This is a genomic window from Maribacter thermophilus, assembly GCF_001020565.1.
GTDB classification, from domain to species: Bacteria; Bacteroidota; Bacteroidia; order Flavobacteriales; family Flavobacteriaceae; genus Maribacter; species Maribacter thermophilus.
Map to the genome: position 1 here is coordinate 3,752,304 of NZ_LDAS01000001.1, position 15,924 is coordinate 3,768,227.

The following is a 15,924-nucleotide window of genomic DNA, read 5'->3' on the forward strand; positions in this document are numbered from 1 at the left end:
CAGAAAATGACCGAAAAACAATTTCAAGACCTTTTAGATAGATATCTACAAGGAAAGACAACGCCCGAGGAAGAAAAAATCTTAAATGATTTTGAAGAGTATGCCATTTCCCGAGCAGAAGGGCATGTTTTTAAAACCGAGGAGGGTCAAAGAAAGGTACAGCAAGAGATTTATACTAATATAAAGGCACGGACCCAAAAAAGTACAACTAAATGGAAATGGATGGGGGTAGCGGCTTCATTGGCTATCCTTTTAGGACTTGCCGGCTTTTTCTACAATACGGTTTTTCCTAAGACAGTTGTAATTGCCAATACAACAGAAACTTTTAAAGTGGCTACCCTAAAAGATGGTAGTCGAGTAACGCTGAATACCAATAGTACATTACGATTTACCAATGATCATAATGGTCTACGGCATGCAGAATTGCAAGGTGAGGCCTTTTTTGAGGTGGCCAGGAACGAGCAAAAACCCTTTGTTGTACAAACAGGATACCTTAGTACCAAGGTTTTGGGTACCAGTTTTAATATTAAGGAAACCGATAGTGCGATAAACGTTACCGTGGCTACAGGGCTGGTGCAGGTTTCCGATGTGGATAACGCGGTACGGTTGAGCCCCAACCAAAGGGTGGTTTACGATACAAGGTCCAAATCTTTGCGGAGGTCCGAAACAGACCATAATCTCTATACTTCTTGGTATAAGGAAAAGGTTGATTTTAACGGTGTTAAAATGGGCGACTTGGCCGTGTACCTAAAAAAAAGGTATGGTGTAAACATACATTTTCTACACAAAGACATTGGGGCCGTTCAAATGACATTGTCTATCTCTAAAGATGAAACCTTGGCCGAGGTAATAGATACAATCAACTATATCACTGAATTAGAATTAACCAAAACTCCACAGAATGAAATAGAAGCCAAATTTAAAAACCAATAAAAAATAGAAGGGTCTGCTGCCACAGACCCCTCCGATGTAAGCGTCGAATGTCAAAAAAATAAACAACACTTAATATGAAAATAGAATTTAATTTTTTAAAACCTAAACTGTCCATATTGGCACTCCTATTCTTCGTAGGGGCCTATGCTTCTGGCAGTTCAAACGGGCCAAATATAAGTATTAAACTTAAAGATGCTAGGCTTGTAGATATTTTTTCCGAGCTGGAAGAAAAGACGGATTATGAATTCAGTTACGGACAATTTATACTTGAAAACAAACAAAAATACTCCGTAATCCAAGAAAATAGTCCGTTGGTAAAAGTGCTCGAAGAACTTTCGAAAAAGGCGCATTTTGTCTATAAAGTAAATCAGAGACAAGTACTGGTGGCACAGGGCTCTGATAAGGGTATGGTACAACAAGAAGCAGTGATCCAAGGGTCGGTAATAGATAATGAGGGCAACCCGTTACCGGGCGCCACTATTATGGAAAAAGGAACCACGAATGGAACCACGACCGATTTTGATGGTAATTTCACCATCAAAATATCGGGAGCCACTGCTACCATACTGGTGTCATATATCGGATTTGAAACACAAGAGGTTAGCGCTACAATGGGCACTGGTCTTGTAGTGGAATTACAGCCAGATGCCAACGCTTTGGAAGAAGTAGTGGTCGTTGGTTACGGAAAAAAGAGTAAGGAGAAATTAATAGATGCCGTTAACAAAGTAGATGTTTCTACTATAGAAAACAGACCGTTGTCCAATGCGGCCAATGCATTGCAAGGTGCCAGCCCCGGGTTGAACATTGTACAGTCTAGCGGTAAACCTGGAGACGCACCTATTATCAATATTCGAGGATTTACTACTATAAATGGGGGTTCGCCATTGGTAATGGTAGATGGTGTAGAAGGGGATATCAACAACCTGAACCCGGACGATATAGAGTCCATTAGTGTGTTAAAAGATGCCGGCGCCTCTGCCGTTTATGGTGCGAGAGGTGCATTTGGGGTGGTGTTGGTAACGACCAAAAAAGCAAGAAAGGGAGACTTTACCATTAACGTAAACCATACCACTGCTTTTAGTTCGCCTACAATGAATACCGATTTTTTAACCGACCCCTATGAGTCTACCATGTTGGTGGACGAGGCTTTTAGAACCGCTGTAGGAAGATCGTATACCGGTTATACCGAACAAGATTATGCGGCCCTTTTAGAGGTTTCGCAAGACCCATCAAAGGCAAGGGTAGTAACCGATATTCGTAATGGTAGGGAACAATATGTACATTATGGGGCCACCGATTGGTGGAACACCTTCTTTAGAAAAACCTCACCTTCCAATATCACCAATGTATCGCTATCTGGAGGGTCCGAAAAAGTAAGAACTTTCTTCTCTTACAGAAACTACCAATCTACAGGAATTCTTAAGGTTCAAGATGATATCTACAAACAGTACAATGTTAGGGGAAAGTTGGAAGTGGAAGCCAAAAAATGGTTAACCTTTAGCAATAACATGCAATACAACCGTTCTAGCGACCTACAACATGGCGGTAGCCAATACGGTAGTTATTCCGATCCGTGGAGCAGCCTTATATGGGTACATGCATTACCTGCCTACGTGCCCGTTAATCCAGATGGTAATGCCCTCTGGAGAACGGAGCTGAATAATTATACCGTTGGTGATGGGGTATATGCAGCTCTTTTGCATGGCAAATCAAAACAGGAAACCGATAACCAAGAGTTTTCCAATATTGCAACGGCGATTGTTACGCCTTTCGAGGGAATGGAGATAACAGCGAGTTATGCCTTGCGAAAAATGACTTACAACAGGTATCAAAGATCAACGAGAATACCTTATTCCATTTTTACCGATGAAGTGGGTATTATGGGTAGCGATCGGTTAACGGAGTACAATAGCCAGGCTAGCTATAATGCTTTTAATATCTATGGTGAGTATAGAAAGCAGTTGTCAGATCACTTTGTGAGTGCCATGGTAGGTTTTAACCAAGAGTCGTACGGAATAAAAAATATACAGGCCAGTAAGTTGAACAGTATATCCGATGACCTAAATTCATTGGGCTTGGCAACTTCCAATGCAGAGGCTACGGGCAGTGCTTCGGCATGGGGTTTACAAGGTCTTTTTTACAGGTTGTCTTACGATTACAAGAAAAAATATCTTTTAGAGCTGAACGGTAGATACGACGGTTCTTCAAGATTTCCGTCAGAATATCGATGGGGGTTCTTTCCATCCGTATCGGCAGGGTGGATCGTATCCAACGAAGATTTCCTGAAAGAAAGCAATGTTGTAGATCAGTTTAAATTAAGGGCATCCTATGGTTCTCTAGGAAATCAAAATATAGATGATTATGCCTATATACCTACGTTGAACAAAGACATAGATACCGGCTATGCCATTGACGGAAGTACTTTGGACTATATAGAATCCCCTAGTTTAAATCCTAAGGAAATAACTTGGGAAGAGGTAAAGACCTTGAACCTTGGGGTGGATCTTGCGTTCTTTAAGAATAGACTGACCACTAATTTCGACTGGTTTCAAAGAGATACTGAAGGTATGCTTACCCAAGGTGCCACCTTGCCAAGTGTATTGGGTACCGAATCTCCGCAAGAAAATGCTGCCGATCTAAGAACCCGTGGGTTTGAATGGTCTTTAGGGTATCATGATTCTTTTGAACTTGGTAAAGACACATTTAGTTTCTCTATCGTAGGTTCTCTATCTAACTCCAAGACCAAGATCACCAGATTTGATAACCCAACCAATAGCTTATTGGATTACTATGAGGGTATGACCATTGGTGAGTTATGGGGCTATGATGTAGACGGTCTTTTTCAATCGGAAGAAGAAGTTGCAGTACATGCCGATCAAACAAGGGTTTCCAATAGAATTGTGGCCGCTGGAGGTCTTCAGCCAGGAGATGTAAAGTATAACGACCTAAATAACGATGGTGTTATAGACGAAGGTGAAAATACCTTGGACAACCCTGGTGATCGTAGGGTCATTGGTAATACCGCACCACAATATCTCTATAGTTTTAAGATAAATGCCGATTACAAAGGTTTTGATCTGTCCGCCTTTTTTCAAGGGGTGGGTAAACAAGATTGGTATCCAAACAGAGACTCTAGATTGTTCTGGGCCATGTACAATAGACCTTACGATTCGTACATCAGAAAAGATTTGGTCAATGATATCTGGACTCCCGAGAATACAGATGCATACTATCCAAGGTTGTTCGGTTATATAGCCCTTTCCGATAGCGATGCCCTAGGAGCCGTTAACAACAGGTATCTACAAAACATTGCCTATTTAAGAATGAAGAACATTACGCTGGGGTATACCTTGCCGGCCAAGGTTATAGATCGTTTGCCTTTAAGTAAGCTAAGAATTTATTTCAGTGGAGAAAATTTATTGACCTTTACCAAGCTTACCGATTATATAGATCCCGAGGCCGCTGGTAACTCGGTTAACCTAAACTCTCCCTCTACCTCTACAAATAGAAGTACAGCACAGAGCGTACCATTTTCAAAAATTTATTCACTAGGTGTTTCATTACAATTTTAAAAACATACATTATGAAATTTAATTATTTAATATTGATCTGCATGCTGATATTAAGCAGTTGTAGTGATGACTTTTTAGACAAGGAGCCCCTATCTGACGTTACACCGACCACTTTCTTTTTAAAGTCCAGTGACTTGGAACTTTATACCAACGGTTTTTATAGAATGTTTCCAAGTACTGGTATATATGACGGTGATGAAAGGGCCGATAACATTATAGCCACAACCTTAAGTGAAGAGATGCGTGGTGCCAGAACCGTACCTACTACCGGTGGCGGATGGGATTGGGAATACCTTCGGGATATTAATTATTTTCTTGAGAATTACGAGAAATGTGAAGATGAAGCGGCCAAATTGCATTATGGAGGGGTTGCCTATTTTTTTAGGGCATACTTCTATTTTGAAAAATTAAAGCGATTTGGAGAAGTGCCTTACTACGAAGGTACAATTGAAGCGGACGATACCGAGAGCCTTCAGGCCCCTAGGGAAAGCAGACAGTTTATAGCCGATAAGATTCTGGAAGATTTGGACCGGGCCATCGATAATCTAAACGAAGAGGTACAGGCATATCGTATTACCAAATACAGTGCCTTGGCCTTAAAATCCCGTGTGGGTCTATATGAGGGGACCTATGAGAAGTATCGTGACATTTCTGGGTATGAAAAATACTTGAACGCGGCTGTGGAAGCTTCTTTACAATTAATGGAAGATTCCCCATACGCGGTGTATAGCACAGGAAACACTGCAGAGGATTACATGAACCTGTTCAACTCGCACGATGCCCAGACCGCTGAGGTTATTTTAAGCAGGCAGTTTTCACAGACCGTGGCAGTAGATCATAATGTAAATTATTACACTACAACTTCTTCGTACGGTAGACCCGGAATGCCCAAAGATTTGGTGAACAGTTATTTAATGACAGATGGGTCTAGATTTACGGACAATGCCGGTTATGATCAAATGTTCTTTACAGATGAGGTTCAGAATAGGGATCCACGATTATCACAGACCATAAGAACCCCAGGGTATACCAGAAAAGGTGAAAGTATGGAGTTGGTTCCTAATTTGGGTGCTACCATGACAGGATACCAACTTACCAAGTATGTTACAGAGCCTGTTTATGATACCTACGATGAGTCTATTGGGGATCTTCCGATTTTAAGGTTCGGTGAAGTTTTGTTGAATTATGCAGAGGCGAAAGCGGAATTGGGAACAATGGAACAATCCGATTTGGATCTATCCATACAATTGTTGCGTAACAGGGTAGGTATGCCTGCCATGAACTTAAGCGATGCCAATAGCGATCCCGATTCATTTTTAGAAGATCAATATCCTACCGTAACCGGAGCCAACAAAGGGGTGATTCTAGAAATAAGAAGAGAGCGTAGAATAGAACTTTATATGGAAAACTTTAGGTGGGACGATATAGTTAGGTGGAAATCTGGCCAAACATTGACCCAACCACTAAGGGGTATGTACTTTCCTGGAGCAGGGGAGTACGATCTGGATTCAGACGGTAATATAGATGTAGTACTGTTTGAAGGGGATGATCCAGCCGGACAAATGACGGGTGTACAATATATCAAAATTGGTTCGGATGTATTTTTTGATGAAAATGACCTGATCAACCCTCAACCCGATTTTAATACTAGGTCTTTTAACGAGGAAAGAGATTATCTGTATCCTATCCCAAGGGTAGAATTGCAATTGAATCCAAATCTGACCCAAAACCCCGGCTGGGAATAATTTGAACCACAAAAAAGGAAATGATGATTTCAAGATTTATAATATTGGTTTTTATGATCGGCTCTTTGGGTATGTATGCCCAAAAAGAAACCGATATAAAGGCAATGACCTTTAATATCAGATATGCGAGTCCGAAGGATGGAATCAATATCTGGGAAAATAGGCGCGACTGGCTTTGTAGCAGCATCAATTTTTTTGAGGTAGATGTTTTCGGGGCCCAAGAGGTAATCGAAAGTCAGTTGAACGATATGGTGGTAAGATTGCCACAATACGCATATGTGGGTATAGGTAGAAATGGAGGTAACGAAGGTGAATTTTGCCCTGTTTTTTACAAAAAGGCAACCTTTGACCTATTGGACAGCGGTACATTTTGGTTGTCTGAAACGCCTGCCAAGGTGAATTCGAAAGGTTGGGATGCCGCTTTGCCACGTATTATAACATGGGTAAAGCTAAAACATCTGGCCAGTGGTAAGGAGTTCTACTTTTTTAATGCCCATTTTGATCATAAAGGGGAAACCGCTCGTTTAGAAAGTGCAAAGCTTTTGAAAAAAATGGTTCAAAAAATAGCAAAGGACGATCCGTTTTTGATCAGTGGCGATTTTAACTTTCCGCCTTCCGCGGCACCCTATTCCGAATTGTTGAGCCCGAAAGAGGGCGATGCGAAGATCGTGGATAGTAAGACGCGTGCAAAAATGGTGTACGGTCCGTCTTATACCTTTAACGGGTTTATGTTGGAGCCCGACCAAGAGAGGGAACGAATAGATTACATTTTTACTAGTGAAGATGTAAACATTTTAAAACACCACACTATAGATGGGCAAAGAGGAGATACATATATCTCCGATCATTTTCCCATTTTGGTAGATGCGCGTTTCTAATAATATTTTTTTGAGTGCCGCCCATTTTGTTGGGCGGCTTTTTTATGGTCCCAATGGGTCATGTCCTTAAAATAAAAAGCTCTAAAACACATAAAAATGAAAAAAGAGAAAAACAGGATGCAGCGTTTCTGCCAGGTCGTGATCTTGATCTTATGTGCGGTTCAATTTACTTATGCCCAAGATGTGGCCATTACCCATGGCCCGTTTATTCAACATTTAACGGCCAATAGTGTGGTCATCAACTGGAGCTCCTCTGTAGATTGTATTTCGTGGGTAGAATATTACGAAGAGGACGGCTCTTATTTTTACCAAAAAGAACGTATAAAAGTATACAATGCCACAGGTGGATTAAAAAATATTGGCAAGCAACAATCGGTAACCATAGAGGGGCTTACCCCACAAACAAAATATGCCTATCGGGTGTACTCACAAGCAATAACCAAAGAGGGCGATATGGGTAAAGTGGCGGCTACAAGGGTATATAAAAAAGAACCGCTTTATTTTACAACTGCAGCTCCTAAAAAATCACGAACATCATGTGTTGTTTTAAGCGATATGCATGAAAATGGTCCTAAAGTAGGGAAGCTATTGGAGAACGTGGAATGGAACAAAACCGATTTTGTAATAATGGACGGTGACTTTGTAAACAATGCTACAGGAGAAGAGGCCATTTATAGTGTATTGGATACTATGGTAGACATATTTGCGCAAGAAAAACCACTCTATATGGTACGTGGAAATCATGAAACAAGGGGAGCGGTAGCACACAAATTGGATTCATACTTTCATTTCCCCAATAATCAATACTATTATACATTTTCATCTGGGAACACCTTTTTTATTGTGTTGGATTCAGGTGAGGATAAGCCCGATTCCGATATAGAATATAGCGGTATGGCCGATTTTGATGCATACCGTAGCAAGCAGGCCCAATGGCTTACGGAGGTAGTGGCATCGGAAGTCTTTAAGAAGGCGGAACGCAAAGTGGTGTTTATGCACATTCCTCCTTATAATAAAAAACAAGGTAGGGAGTGGCATGGCGAGCTGGAAGTGAGAAAAAAGTTTATGCCCATTTTAAACAAGGCAGCTATTGATCTGATGGTATGTGGCCATACACATTCTTATGCATTAGTGCCAGAGGCCACAGGCCGTAACAATTTTCCTATTTTGATTGTAGATCACGAGTCACGTGTAGACCTGACAATCGATAGCTCTGGTATCAGGGCAAAAAGAATCGGGATGGATTCTGAATTACTTTCAGAAGTATTCTTCGAAGACAAATAACCGGCCTTTTTTTATGGCTTGGCAATATTCGAAAATATTGTTGTTGAACGTTAATCGTTTCGGGGGATCCGTCCCCCAAACGATTTTCTTGTTTTTCTTACAAGGAGGTTATAAAGATTGGTGAGATTTTTTTAAACCCATCACCCGTTTACGCTGGTTTTTCATCATACTTTTAATTTTTGAATACACCAATAGGTACAGGGTAGCTGTGCCAAATGATATGAGAGTACCTAGATAGATGCCGAACAAGGGATAAACGATAGATACCGTTAATGAATAGATAATCAATGAAAACATCCCTATGGGAACATTTTTGATAACAGTATGTACATGCTCCTTTGAATAGGTATAATGAATGATCAACATTAATGGGAATAGGGTCGTGGGGAAAGCGGAAAAAAGTCCTGCCCAGTTAGGTCCCACGAATTTTGGTACACTGGTAATCAGTAAAATGATCAAAGCGGCAAAAAACGCCCTTACAAAGAGAATTTTAAAATTGAGTTTTGCCTTGGTCTCTATAGTTATGTTCTTTATGTTCTTAAATAGATAGATGTAAAGAAAAGCAAAGGCAATGGGTATGGTTATCGCTATAAAAATATTGATCTCAATAAGATGCAATAGCCAGACTATGATGAAGTACCCTAGTATTGCGGATAATGAAGAAAGCAGTATGTTTAATTTGACAAAGTATTTTGAGGCCATATAATAGACATACACAAAAGATAGGGCTGCGGTAAGGCCGATCATGTTATAAACGGCACTTGTGGCGGCATAATCGGGGTTTACTTCCAATCCGAAAAAGAATAATGTTATGGCGGAACCCGTAGGGTATCCTGATAAAATTCCGGCAACTTTCGGACTCACATTTTCAGCAAGAAGAGATAAGCCGATAACAAAGACAATAGCAACGATTAATTTAATTGCGAATAATAGTTCCATCATTTTTTATTGATCTTGATATTAATGGTAATCATACCGCTAGCCCAACAAATCAAAAATATGAGTAGGTAAGTTGTTTTTAGGGGTACGCCCTTTTTTAGGGAGTGCAAAATTCATGAAATAATCACTAATGTCTACCTTTTTTAAGAAGAAATGTCTTAGATAAAACGATTTTCTTGTTTTCTTAAGATCCCTATTTTTAATGAGGATTGTTTATTTCGTAGCAGATGCATTTTTGGTGTTCCGGATATGCTTTTAGTTTCGGGTGATCAAACGTTCCTATCTTTTTCATTCCAATTTTTTTCATCACGTTTTCCGATGCTGAATTCTGTAGGGTGCAAACTGCGATAATCCTTTCTAAGTGCAGATCGTTAAATACAAATTCAAGGCATTTTTGGGCACCTTCGGTGGCATATCCGTTGCCCCAACTACTTTTTTTTAATCGCCAACCAATATCCGTTGCCGGTGTAAACTCTGTTGTATAATCTTGGTAAAGGCAACCTATAAAACCAATTAGTTCTCCTGTCTTTAAAATTTCGGTAGCAAAGTAGGTGTATCCATTTTTTAGATAATGTTGTTGTAGTCTATCTATAAGCTTCAATGTTTCTTCTTTGCTCAGAGGTTTTGGAAAATGTGCCATCACTTCCAAATCTGCATTTATTTCCGCAAAGGCAGTAAGGTCATTTTTTGTCCAATTGCGAAACCCAAGTCTTTGAGATTTAAACAGATAGTCTTTTTTCAATTGGCCGTGTCGTTTTAATTACAGCAAAGGTTGCTTTATAATGGTATATAGTTGATAAAAGTTTTTATTCCACAAGCTTAAGGCGTACCAAGGGAGCCATTCTGGCTTTGTTAATGGTCAAAGTTCCGTCACCAACAGAAATATTGTCCGCCATATCAAGGGCCTTGTTCAATTCTGTGTCTAAATTATCTGGGCAGGCCATCATGGTAGAAATGCCTTGGTCAATGGTAATCTTGAACTGGTTGGTAATCCTGTAGCTTCGAGATAGTATATTGCAATTTGCCTTGGCCTCTAGGCGACCTTCTTTAGAGTTAAAAATAATGTAATGTGTTTCAGGTGCGCCGGTTATCTGCTTTCCGTTCAGTTCAACTATTTGCCATTTTTTATCCTCTATTTGTGAATTTCCCATTTTAGATAGTATATAATGTGTTGCCAGTTCGCTAGTGATTTCATTTCCTTCCATGTCCAATTGACGAAGACGATTTTCCTCTACTTTAAAGGTGTCTGCGCTACTTTTATCCGCAATACCTTCTAGCTTTATATTATTTCCTTGCCATGTAAATTTTCCTTTTAAGGTATCGGACAAGACTTTGTAGTTCTTTTTCCAAACTTTGGTCAAAACAAAGGTGAGGTCATTGTTCAGGTGTAGCTGTGTAGTAATGCCTTCACAATCGGCACAAGGTAAAATACCATAATAGCTTCCTTGCCAATCCAATGCTGTTTCGGCGGTATGGTGGTCTTCAAAACTTTCTGCTGGTTTGTTGCTTTTCTGTACAGAACAAGAAGATATTACGACTGTTGTTATTGTTAGGGCCAAGAAAAATTTTAAAGATGTTCTTGTCATTTGTAATCTTTTAATGGTTTGTGTTATGTGTATAGTCTAAGGTGCTAATCTAGATTGTATGTTGTTCGTGTACCAATATGAAATATGGAAAAATATATTTTGCAGATTTTTGGTTCAAAGATAAAAGCATTCTTTTTGGTATCGTAAAGGTTATAACCATTTTCGTGCCAATGTTTTCTATATTAATGCTCTTGTGGTTAAAAAAATAAACCGGTGTGTTGAATGGTATAAACACGCCGGTTTTTATTGTTTTGTTTAATAGGTATTTATGGCTAAGAACCTCTATTTTATAGGAGCTGTTTTTTGTGTTACCATACAAGCGGCCTAGGATTGTTTTTCAGGTACGTTTTAAAAGTCCCAATTCCCTATTTGCTATTTCCCTCATTTCGACCTTACGTATTTTGCCGGTTACGGTCACAGGAAACTCATTTACGAATTTCCAGTAATACGGTATTTTGTAGGTGGCAATCTGACCTTTGCAGTAGTTCTTGAGCTCTTCTTCGGTAACAGTGGCCCCATCTTTAAGAATTACCCATGCCATTACCTGTTCCCCATATTTTTTGTCGGCTACCCCTATTACCTGTACATCGAAAATGTCGTCGTGATTTTGTAGATATTCCTCTATTTCATAGGGAGAAATATTCTCTCCGCCCCTGATGATCATATCTTTTATCCGGCCTACGATCTTTACGTACCCATGTTCGTCCATTTCGGCCATATCACCGGTATGCATCCAACGGCCTTCGTCTAGTACCATGGCCGTAGCCTCTGGGTTGTTCCAGTATTTTAACATTACGGAATATCCTCTAGTACATAGCTCTCCGGGTGTGTTTCTCGGAACTATTTTTCCCGTATCTGGATCTATGATCTTTATTTCCAGATGCGGGTGTACCTTACCGACCGTGGTGCATCGTCTTTCTTCATTGTCATCTAAAAATGTTTGGGTACTTACAGGAGAAGTTTCCGTCATTCCGTAACAAATCTCTATTTCTTTCATATGCATTTTTTCCCTAACATCGCGCATAACGGACGAAGGGCATTGCGAACCTGCCATAATACCGGTACGCAAACTAGAAAGGTCATAATCGTTTATCTCCGGATGGTTTAATTCGGCAATGAACATAGCCGGAACCCCGTATAACGAAGTGGCTTTTTCATCTTGCACGGTTTTTAGTACGGTAGCCGCTTCAAAAGCTTCTCCGGTAAAAATCATACAGGCGCCATGGGTGGTGCAGGCGAGGTTTCCTAAGACCATGCCAAAGCAATGGTATAGGGGAACCGGAATACATACCCGGTCATTTTCGGTATAACCCATACGTTCGCCGATAAAAAAACCATTGTTTAAAATACTGTGGTGAGATAGGGTGGCCCCTTTCGGAAACCCCGTAGTGCCACTGGTGTATTGTATATTAACGGGGTCGTCAAATTCGAGAGTGGCTTCAATGGCCTCCAACTCCTCATCCGTTATTTTGGTGCCCATGGTATTCAGTTTCTCCCAATCATGGTCTATGACCAATACATCTTTTAGATGAATACATGAAGACCTTACTTCGTTTAAAATGTGTATGTAGTTTGTTTGGCGAAAGCCCTTGGACATGATCAATAGGCTAATTTCCGATTGTTTTAAGGCAAAACTCAATTCTTGTGCCTTATACGCCGGATTCACATTTACCATAATGGCCCCGATTCGTGCGGTGGCATATTGTATGATGACCCATTCGAAACGGTTGGGCGACCATATGCCAACGCGATCTCCTTTTTTTATGCCAAAGGCCAACAGACCTTTGGCTGCTTGGCCCACTTGGCGCCAGAAATCCGAATAAGTAGCTCGGTAATTTTGATAAGGAACCACCAATGCTTCTCTGTTAGGGTATTTGTCGACCGTTCTTTTTAAGTTTTCCGCGATGGTTTCTCCAAGTAAAGGGGTATTGCTTAACCCTTGCTCGTAAGATTTATTCTTCATGAATTCTAATACTATTTTGTAATGGTCCTTTCATTATTCACAAAAGGCAGTTGTAGTTTTATTTTGTTTCTATAGTAGAGAAATATGGTATGTAGTGGAATTATGAACAAAAACCCAAAAACAACCAATATTCCTATTAGTGATGTGTTTTGTGCAACTAAAATAATAACTATAGTGCTGATGTAATTAGCGGACACGGTATTTATACGATGTCCAAAACCGAAAAAATATATAAAAACAAGTTACAGACGGTGTATGTTATACGTCTTTTTTATTCTGGTAGTAGCTCAAGAGTTACCAAATATGCGCAGTGGTCCGAGGCAATGGAATCTTGTATGACTTCTGTTTGAAGTACTTTCCATCTGTTTTTTGGATAGAACATAACATAATCTATTTTTTTGATAGGATTGTCTGATGGATAGGTGGGTTGTGGTTTGCCTTTTGGATAGGAAGCGGACCATAATTCGCTAAGAATGGTCATGGTCTTACTTTGGGGTTCTGCATTCAGATCTCCGGCCAAAATGGTAGGATAGGGATTGGCCGAAAACACTTTATTTATATGTTTGGCCTGCATAATTCTATTGGATTCGTTTTTTTGATGGTCCAAATGTGTGCCAATAAATGAAACGGTGTCTTTGGAAGGCAATACGGTGGTGATTTCCAAAGCAGCTCTGGGTTCGTCACCGGGAATAAAAGGTAAGGCCACATTTCTTGTTCGTAAAAAAGTGTATTTGGAAAGTACACCCTCTCCATACTCACCTCCGTCGTAAGGCATGGCCCTTGCGTAGATAGGTGCCAATTTGGTCCTCCATCCCAATTCTGTGACCAGATCATAGTTTTTAGCTCTTTTTGTTTTATAATCCACCTCCTGTAGAGCTACAAAATCGGGATCCGCATCTATAATAACCTTGGCAATGATATCCAGGTCAAAATTTCCCTTGGTAGTGGCCCCATGAAGAATATTGAAGGTAAGTAATTTTACGACCCTAGTACTATCAACGGCCGTTTTTTGAGATGATATGTTATGACAGATGGCCAATAGGAACAGGGTAATACAAATATTCAATTTCATTTTTTTATTTATAGGAACAATAATTTTGGTTTGAAGTAAAAGAGCAAATTAACGTTTGATTTCCGCAATCTCGATCAAGAGGTCTACAAACGATCTAGACTTTATAAATATACTAAAAACCTTTTGGTGAAATACTAGTTTTGTACTGATTATGGTGGTTGTTTAAGCTTTCATTTTTTTAAACGCTCAGTAGTAATTCCCACTAATAAAACGGGTAGGGCAATAGCCAATGCTTTGACACCTCCTGTAAATACCGATAAATTTCTTCCGATATCATTGACTATTTTTCTCATTAATTCTTTACAGTGCTCATTGGTGCATTCATCGCCATCAAATAATAGATTGCCGTTTAGGTCATATTTATTAAGTTCAATTTGAAGCCAAATATCTTCGTACGCCGCCCATCCAACAATAATAGTGTAGAGTGCAAAAAACATTATGGCACTAAGCCAAAAGCTTTTTTGGTAAATTTTTGTCCAAAATCTTTTTTTAAATAGGATCAATAAGCAGATACCTAAAAAACCGATAACCGAGGGAACAATTAAATGATAGGGAATTGAAATACTTTCCATAGGACTAGTTTTGAGGTTTCATAAAAATACTCAAACTTTTTGGTGAAATATTATGCCAATTTACCATGTATGTATTTTAGGATGCGCTGTGAGATTGTTATGTAGAAGTAGAAATAGATGTAGGTGTATAGAGCAGGTATTTATTTTTTAGCGGTTAACTGTTAAGGTTACGAGAAGTGTAAAACAAAAAAGGTTCGTGAATCACGAACCTTTTTTTGTGCCCATGGGCCTTTGTAGCGGGAACTGGACTCGAACCAGTGACCTTCGGGTTATGAGCTCACGGAAGGGTTTCCTAAACCGCTTGTTTCAAAGCTTTTGGGTGTGAAAACAGGTACGTTTTTATGTACGCTGATTAGTAATATGATTTGAGTCGAAAATTACATGTTTTTTGTGATATCTTAAAGCAGATTTATGATAATATTTTAAAACTTCATTAAAATGAAAAGACGAGTATCCATCAAACAAATGTTTATAGACCTTTTGCTTATTCTGCCTCAAGTAAATTCATATGCTAGGGGTGATGAGAAGTTCAATGAATTGCTGAATTTTTTAAACGATAAAAATTATTATCTAAATGATGAGTTGCCCATACCTACATTTAAGGAGATATCCGAGGAAACAGGTATCCCGATAAATAAGTTAAGAGGGTTGATCAAGAATTTGTATATGGGGTTGGTTAATGAAGTAAATGGTTTTTGTTTTAATTTCAATAAAACTGAAGTCATTTTCGTTGCTGAATTTTTAAAGACATATGCATCTTTTCGAACGAAAGATTTAAGATTTGTGCCAAGAGAAGGTGAACAAATTGATATACCTTTTTTTAGGGGTAAATTAGGAACCTCTTTATTTTATGTCAAGGACATTAGTCATTCATTTGAGAATGATCGGCATGTTGTTAATATTCGTTTACAGCCGGGTAGATATAACATGTATTCTCATTTTAGATTGGATAAGGCTTTGGCACTGGGGGAAGTTGGGTATCAAGATTTTTTTGAATCAAGTGTATATGAAATACAAGAACGTTTGGGGTAAGGACCTAGTTTAACTTGGTTTTTGAGAAGATATATTTGATTGAAAAATATTATGGGTTTTAGTTAAGTCCATAGCGGTTTAGGGGTTCATATATTATGTTAGGACTGTTTAATACTTCACCTGATTTTCCAAAAATGATTAATAGTTAAAAAGTAAGATAATTGTTAACTTTCTCGGAAAATTAATAAAGCTTGTACCTTAGGGGATTCAAATAATATTTTATTGTACTTATAAAAAAAGATAATCGATTTGTGCTTTTTACCATGACCACATGGCCGAAAAAAATCTCATTAAAAACGTATTGTCCTATACTACCTAGCTCTTCATATTAAGATAAGGTTTGGGGGT

Annotated in this window: 12 protein-coding genes; 6 read left to right on the forward strand and 6 right to left on the reverse strand. The window is 39.2% G+C overall.

The annotated features are described in order from the left end of the window. Positions 1 to 6 precede the first annotated feature (6 nt). From AB657_RS16330 to AB657_RS16350, 5 genes are all read left to right on the forward strand, one after another. Positions 7 to 933 (forward strand): FecR family protein, encoded by a 927-nt coding sequence (locus AB657_RS16330; protein ID WP_047247479.1) that lies wholly within the window; start codon positions 7 to 9, stop codon positions 931 to 933. A gap of 74 nt (positions 934 to 1,007) precedes the next feature. Continuing rightward, complete coding sequence (locus tag AB657_RS16335; RefSeq protein ID WP_052958732.1) at positions 1,008 to 4,505, forward strand: SusC/RagA family TonB-linked outer membrane protein; 3,498 nt, start codon at positions 1,008 to 1,010, stop codon at positions 4,503 to 4,505. Between the two features lie 11 nt (positions 4,506 to 4,516). Beyond that, positions 4,517 to 6,250: a RagB/SusD family nutrient uptake outer membrane protein gene (locus tag AB657_RS16340; RefSeq protein WP_047247480.1), complete on the forward strand. Its 1,734-nt coding sequence runs from the start codon at positions 4,517 to 4,519 to the stop codon at positions 6,248 to 6,250. Positions 6,251 to 6,270: 20 nt separating this feature from the next. Beyond that, positions 6,271 to 7,128: an endonuclease/exonuclease/phosphatase family protein gene (locus tag AB657_RS16345; RefSeq protein ID WP_084696448.1), complete on the forward strand. Its 858-nt coding sequence runs from the start codon at positions 6,271 to 6,273 to the stop codon at positions 7,126 to 7,128. Between the two features lie 96 nt (positions 7,129 to 7,224). Beyond that, on the forward strand, positions 7,225 to 8,412 hold the full coding sequence (locus AB657_RS16350) for an FN3 domain-containing metallophosphoesterase family protein (RefSeq protein WP_052958734.1): 1,188 nt from the start codon (positions 7,225 to 7,227) through the stop codon (positions 8,410 to 8,412). 108 nt (positions 8,413 to 8,520) lie between these two features. Here AB657_RS16350 and AB657_RS16355 read toward each other — a convergent pair whose 3' ends face one another. From AB657_RS16355 to AB657_RS16385, 6 genes are all read right to left on the reverse strand, one after another. After that, a complete protein-coding gene (locus AB657_RS16355; protein WP_052958735.1) occupies positions 8,521 to 9,354 on the reverse strand; it encodes a hypothetical protein in 834 nt (277 codons plus the stop codon). A 196-nt stretch (positions 9,355 to 9,550) separates the two neighbouring features. After that, a complete protein-coding gene (locus AB657_RS16360; RefSeq protein WP_047247481.1) occupies positions 9,551 to 10,093 on the reverse strand; it encodes a GNAT family N-acetyltransferase in 543 nt (180 codons plus the stop codon). A 64-nt stretch (positions 10,094 to 10,157) separates the two neighbouring features. Continuing rightward, positions 10,158 to 10,937 carry a copper resistance protein NlpE N-terminal domain-containing protein gene (locus tag AB657_RS16365; RefSeq protein WP_052958736.1) on the reverse strand — a complete coding sequence of 260 codons (780 nt, stop codon included), beginning with the start codon at positions 10,935 to 10,937 and terminating at the stop codon, positions 10,158 to 10,160. A 337-nt stretch (positions 10,938 to 11,274) separates the two neighbouring features. Next, a complete protein-coding gene (locus tag AB657_RS16375) occupies positions 11,275 to 12,900 on the reverse strand; it encodes an AMP-binding protein (RefSeq protein WP_047247483.1) in 1,626 nt (541 codons plus the stop codon). Positions 12,901 to 13,171: 271 nt separating this feature from the next. Further along, a complete protein-coding gene (locus AB657_RS16380; protein WP_047247484.1) occupies positions 13,172 to 13,972 on the reverse strand; it encodes an endonuclease/exonuclease/phosphatase family protein in 801 nt (266 codons plus the stop codon). 170 nt (positions 13,973 to 14,142) lie between these two features. Continuing rightward, positions 14,143 to 14,544 carry a hypothetical protein gene (locus AB657_RS16385; RefSeq protein WP_047247485.1) on the reverse strand — a complete coding sequence of 134 codons (402 nt, stop codon included), beginning with the start codon at positions 14,542 to 14,544 and terminating at the stop codon, positions 14,143 to 14,145. Between the two features lie 438 nt (positions 14,545 to 14,982). Here AB657_RS16385 and AB657_RS16390 point away from each other — a divergent pair, with 438 nt between their 5' ends. Beyond that, entirely contained in the window at positions 14,983 to 15,576 is a 594-nt protein-coding gene (locus tag AB657_RS16390) for a hypothetical protein (protein WP_047247486.1), read from the forward strand. Positions 15,577 to 15,924: the final 348 nt, after the last annotated feature.

Excerpts from the sequence above, each read along its gene's own strand:
- AB657_RS16330 (WP_047247479.1), top strand. The coding sequence starts at position 7 with ATGACCGAAAAACAATTTCAAGACCTTTTAGATAGATATCTACAAGGA.
- AB657_RS16355 (WP_052958735.1), bottom strand. The coding sequence starts at position 9,354 with ATGATGGAACTATTATTCGCAATTAAATTAATCGTTGCTATTGTCTTT.
- AB657_RS16345 (WP_084696448.1), top strand. The coding sequence starts at position 6,271 with ATGATGATTTCAAGATTTATAATATTGGTTTTTATGATCGGCTCTTTG.
- AB657_RS16340 (WP_047247480.1), top strand. The coding sequence starts at position 4,517 with ATGAAATTTAATTATTTAATATTGATCTGCATGCTGATATTAAGCAGT.
- AB657_RS16335 (WP_052958732.1), top strand. The coding sequence starts at position 1,008 with ATGAAAATAGAATTTAATTTTTTAAAACCTAAACTGTCCATATTGGCA.
- AB657_RS16380 (WP_047247484.1), bottom strand. The coding sequence starts at position 13,972 with ATGAAATTGAATATTTGTATTACCCTGTTCCTATTGGCCATCTGTCAT.
- AB657_RS16350 (WP_052958734.1), top strand. The coding sequence starts at position 7,225 with ATGAAAAAAGAGAAAAACAGGATGCAGCGTTTCTGCCAGGTCGTGATC.
- AB657_RS16385 (WP_047247485.1), bottom strand. The coding sequence starts at position 14,544 with ATGGAAAGTATTTCAATTCCCTATCATTTAATTGTTCCCTCGGTTATC.
- AB657_RS16375 (WP_047247483.1), bottom strand. The coding sequence starts at position 12,900 with ATGAAGAATAAATCTTACGAGCAAGGGTTAAGCAATACCCCTTTACTT.
- AB657_RS16365 (WP_052958736.1), bottom strand. The coding sequence starts at position 10,937 with ATGACAAGAACATCTTTAAAATTTTTCTTGGCCCTAACAATAACAACA.
- AB657_RS16390 (WP_047247486.1), top strand. The coding sequence starts at position 14,983 with ATGAAAAGACGAGTATCCATCAAACAAATGTTTATAGACCTTTTGCTT.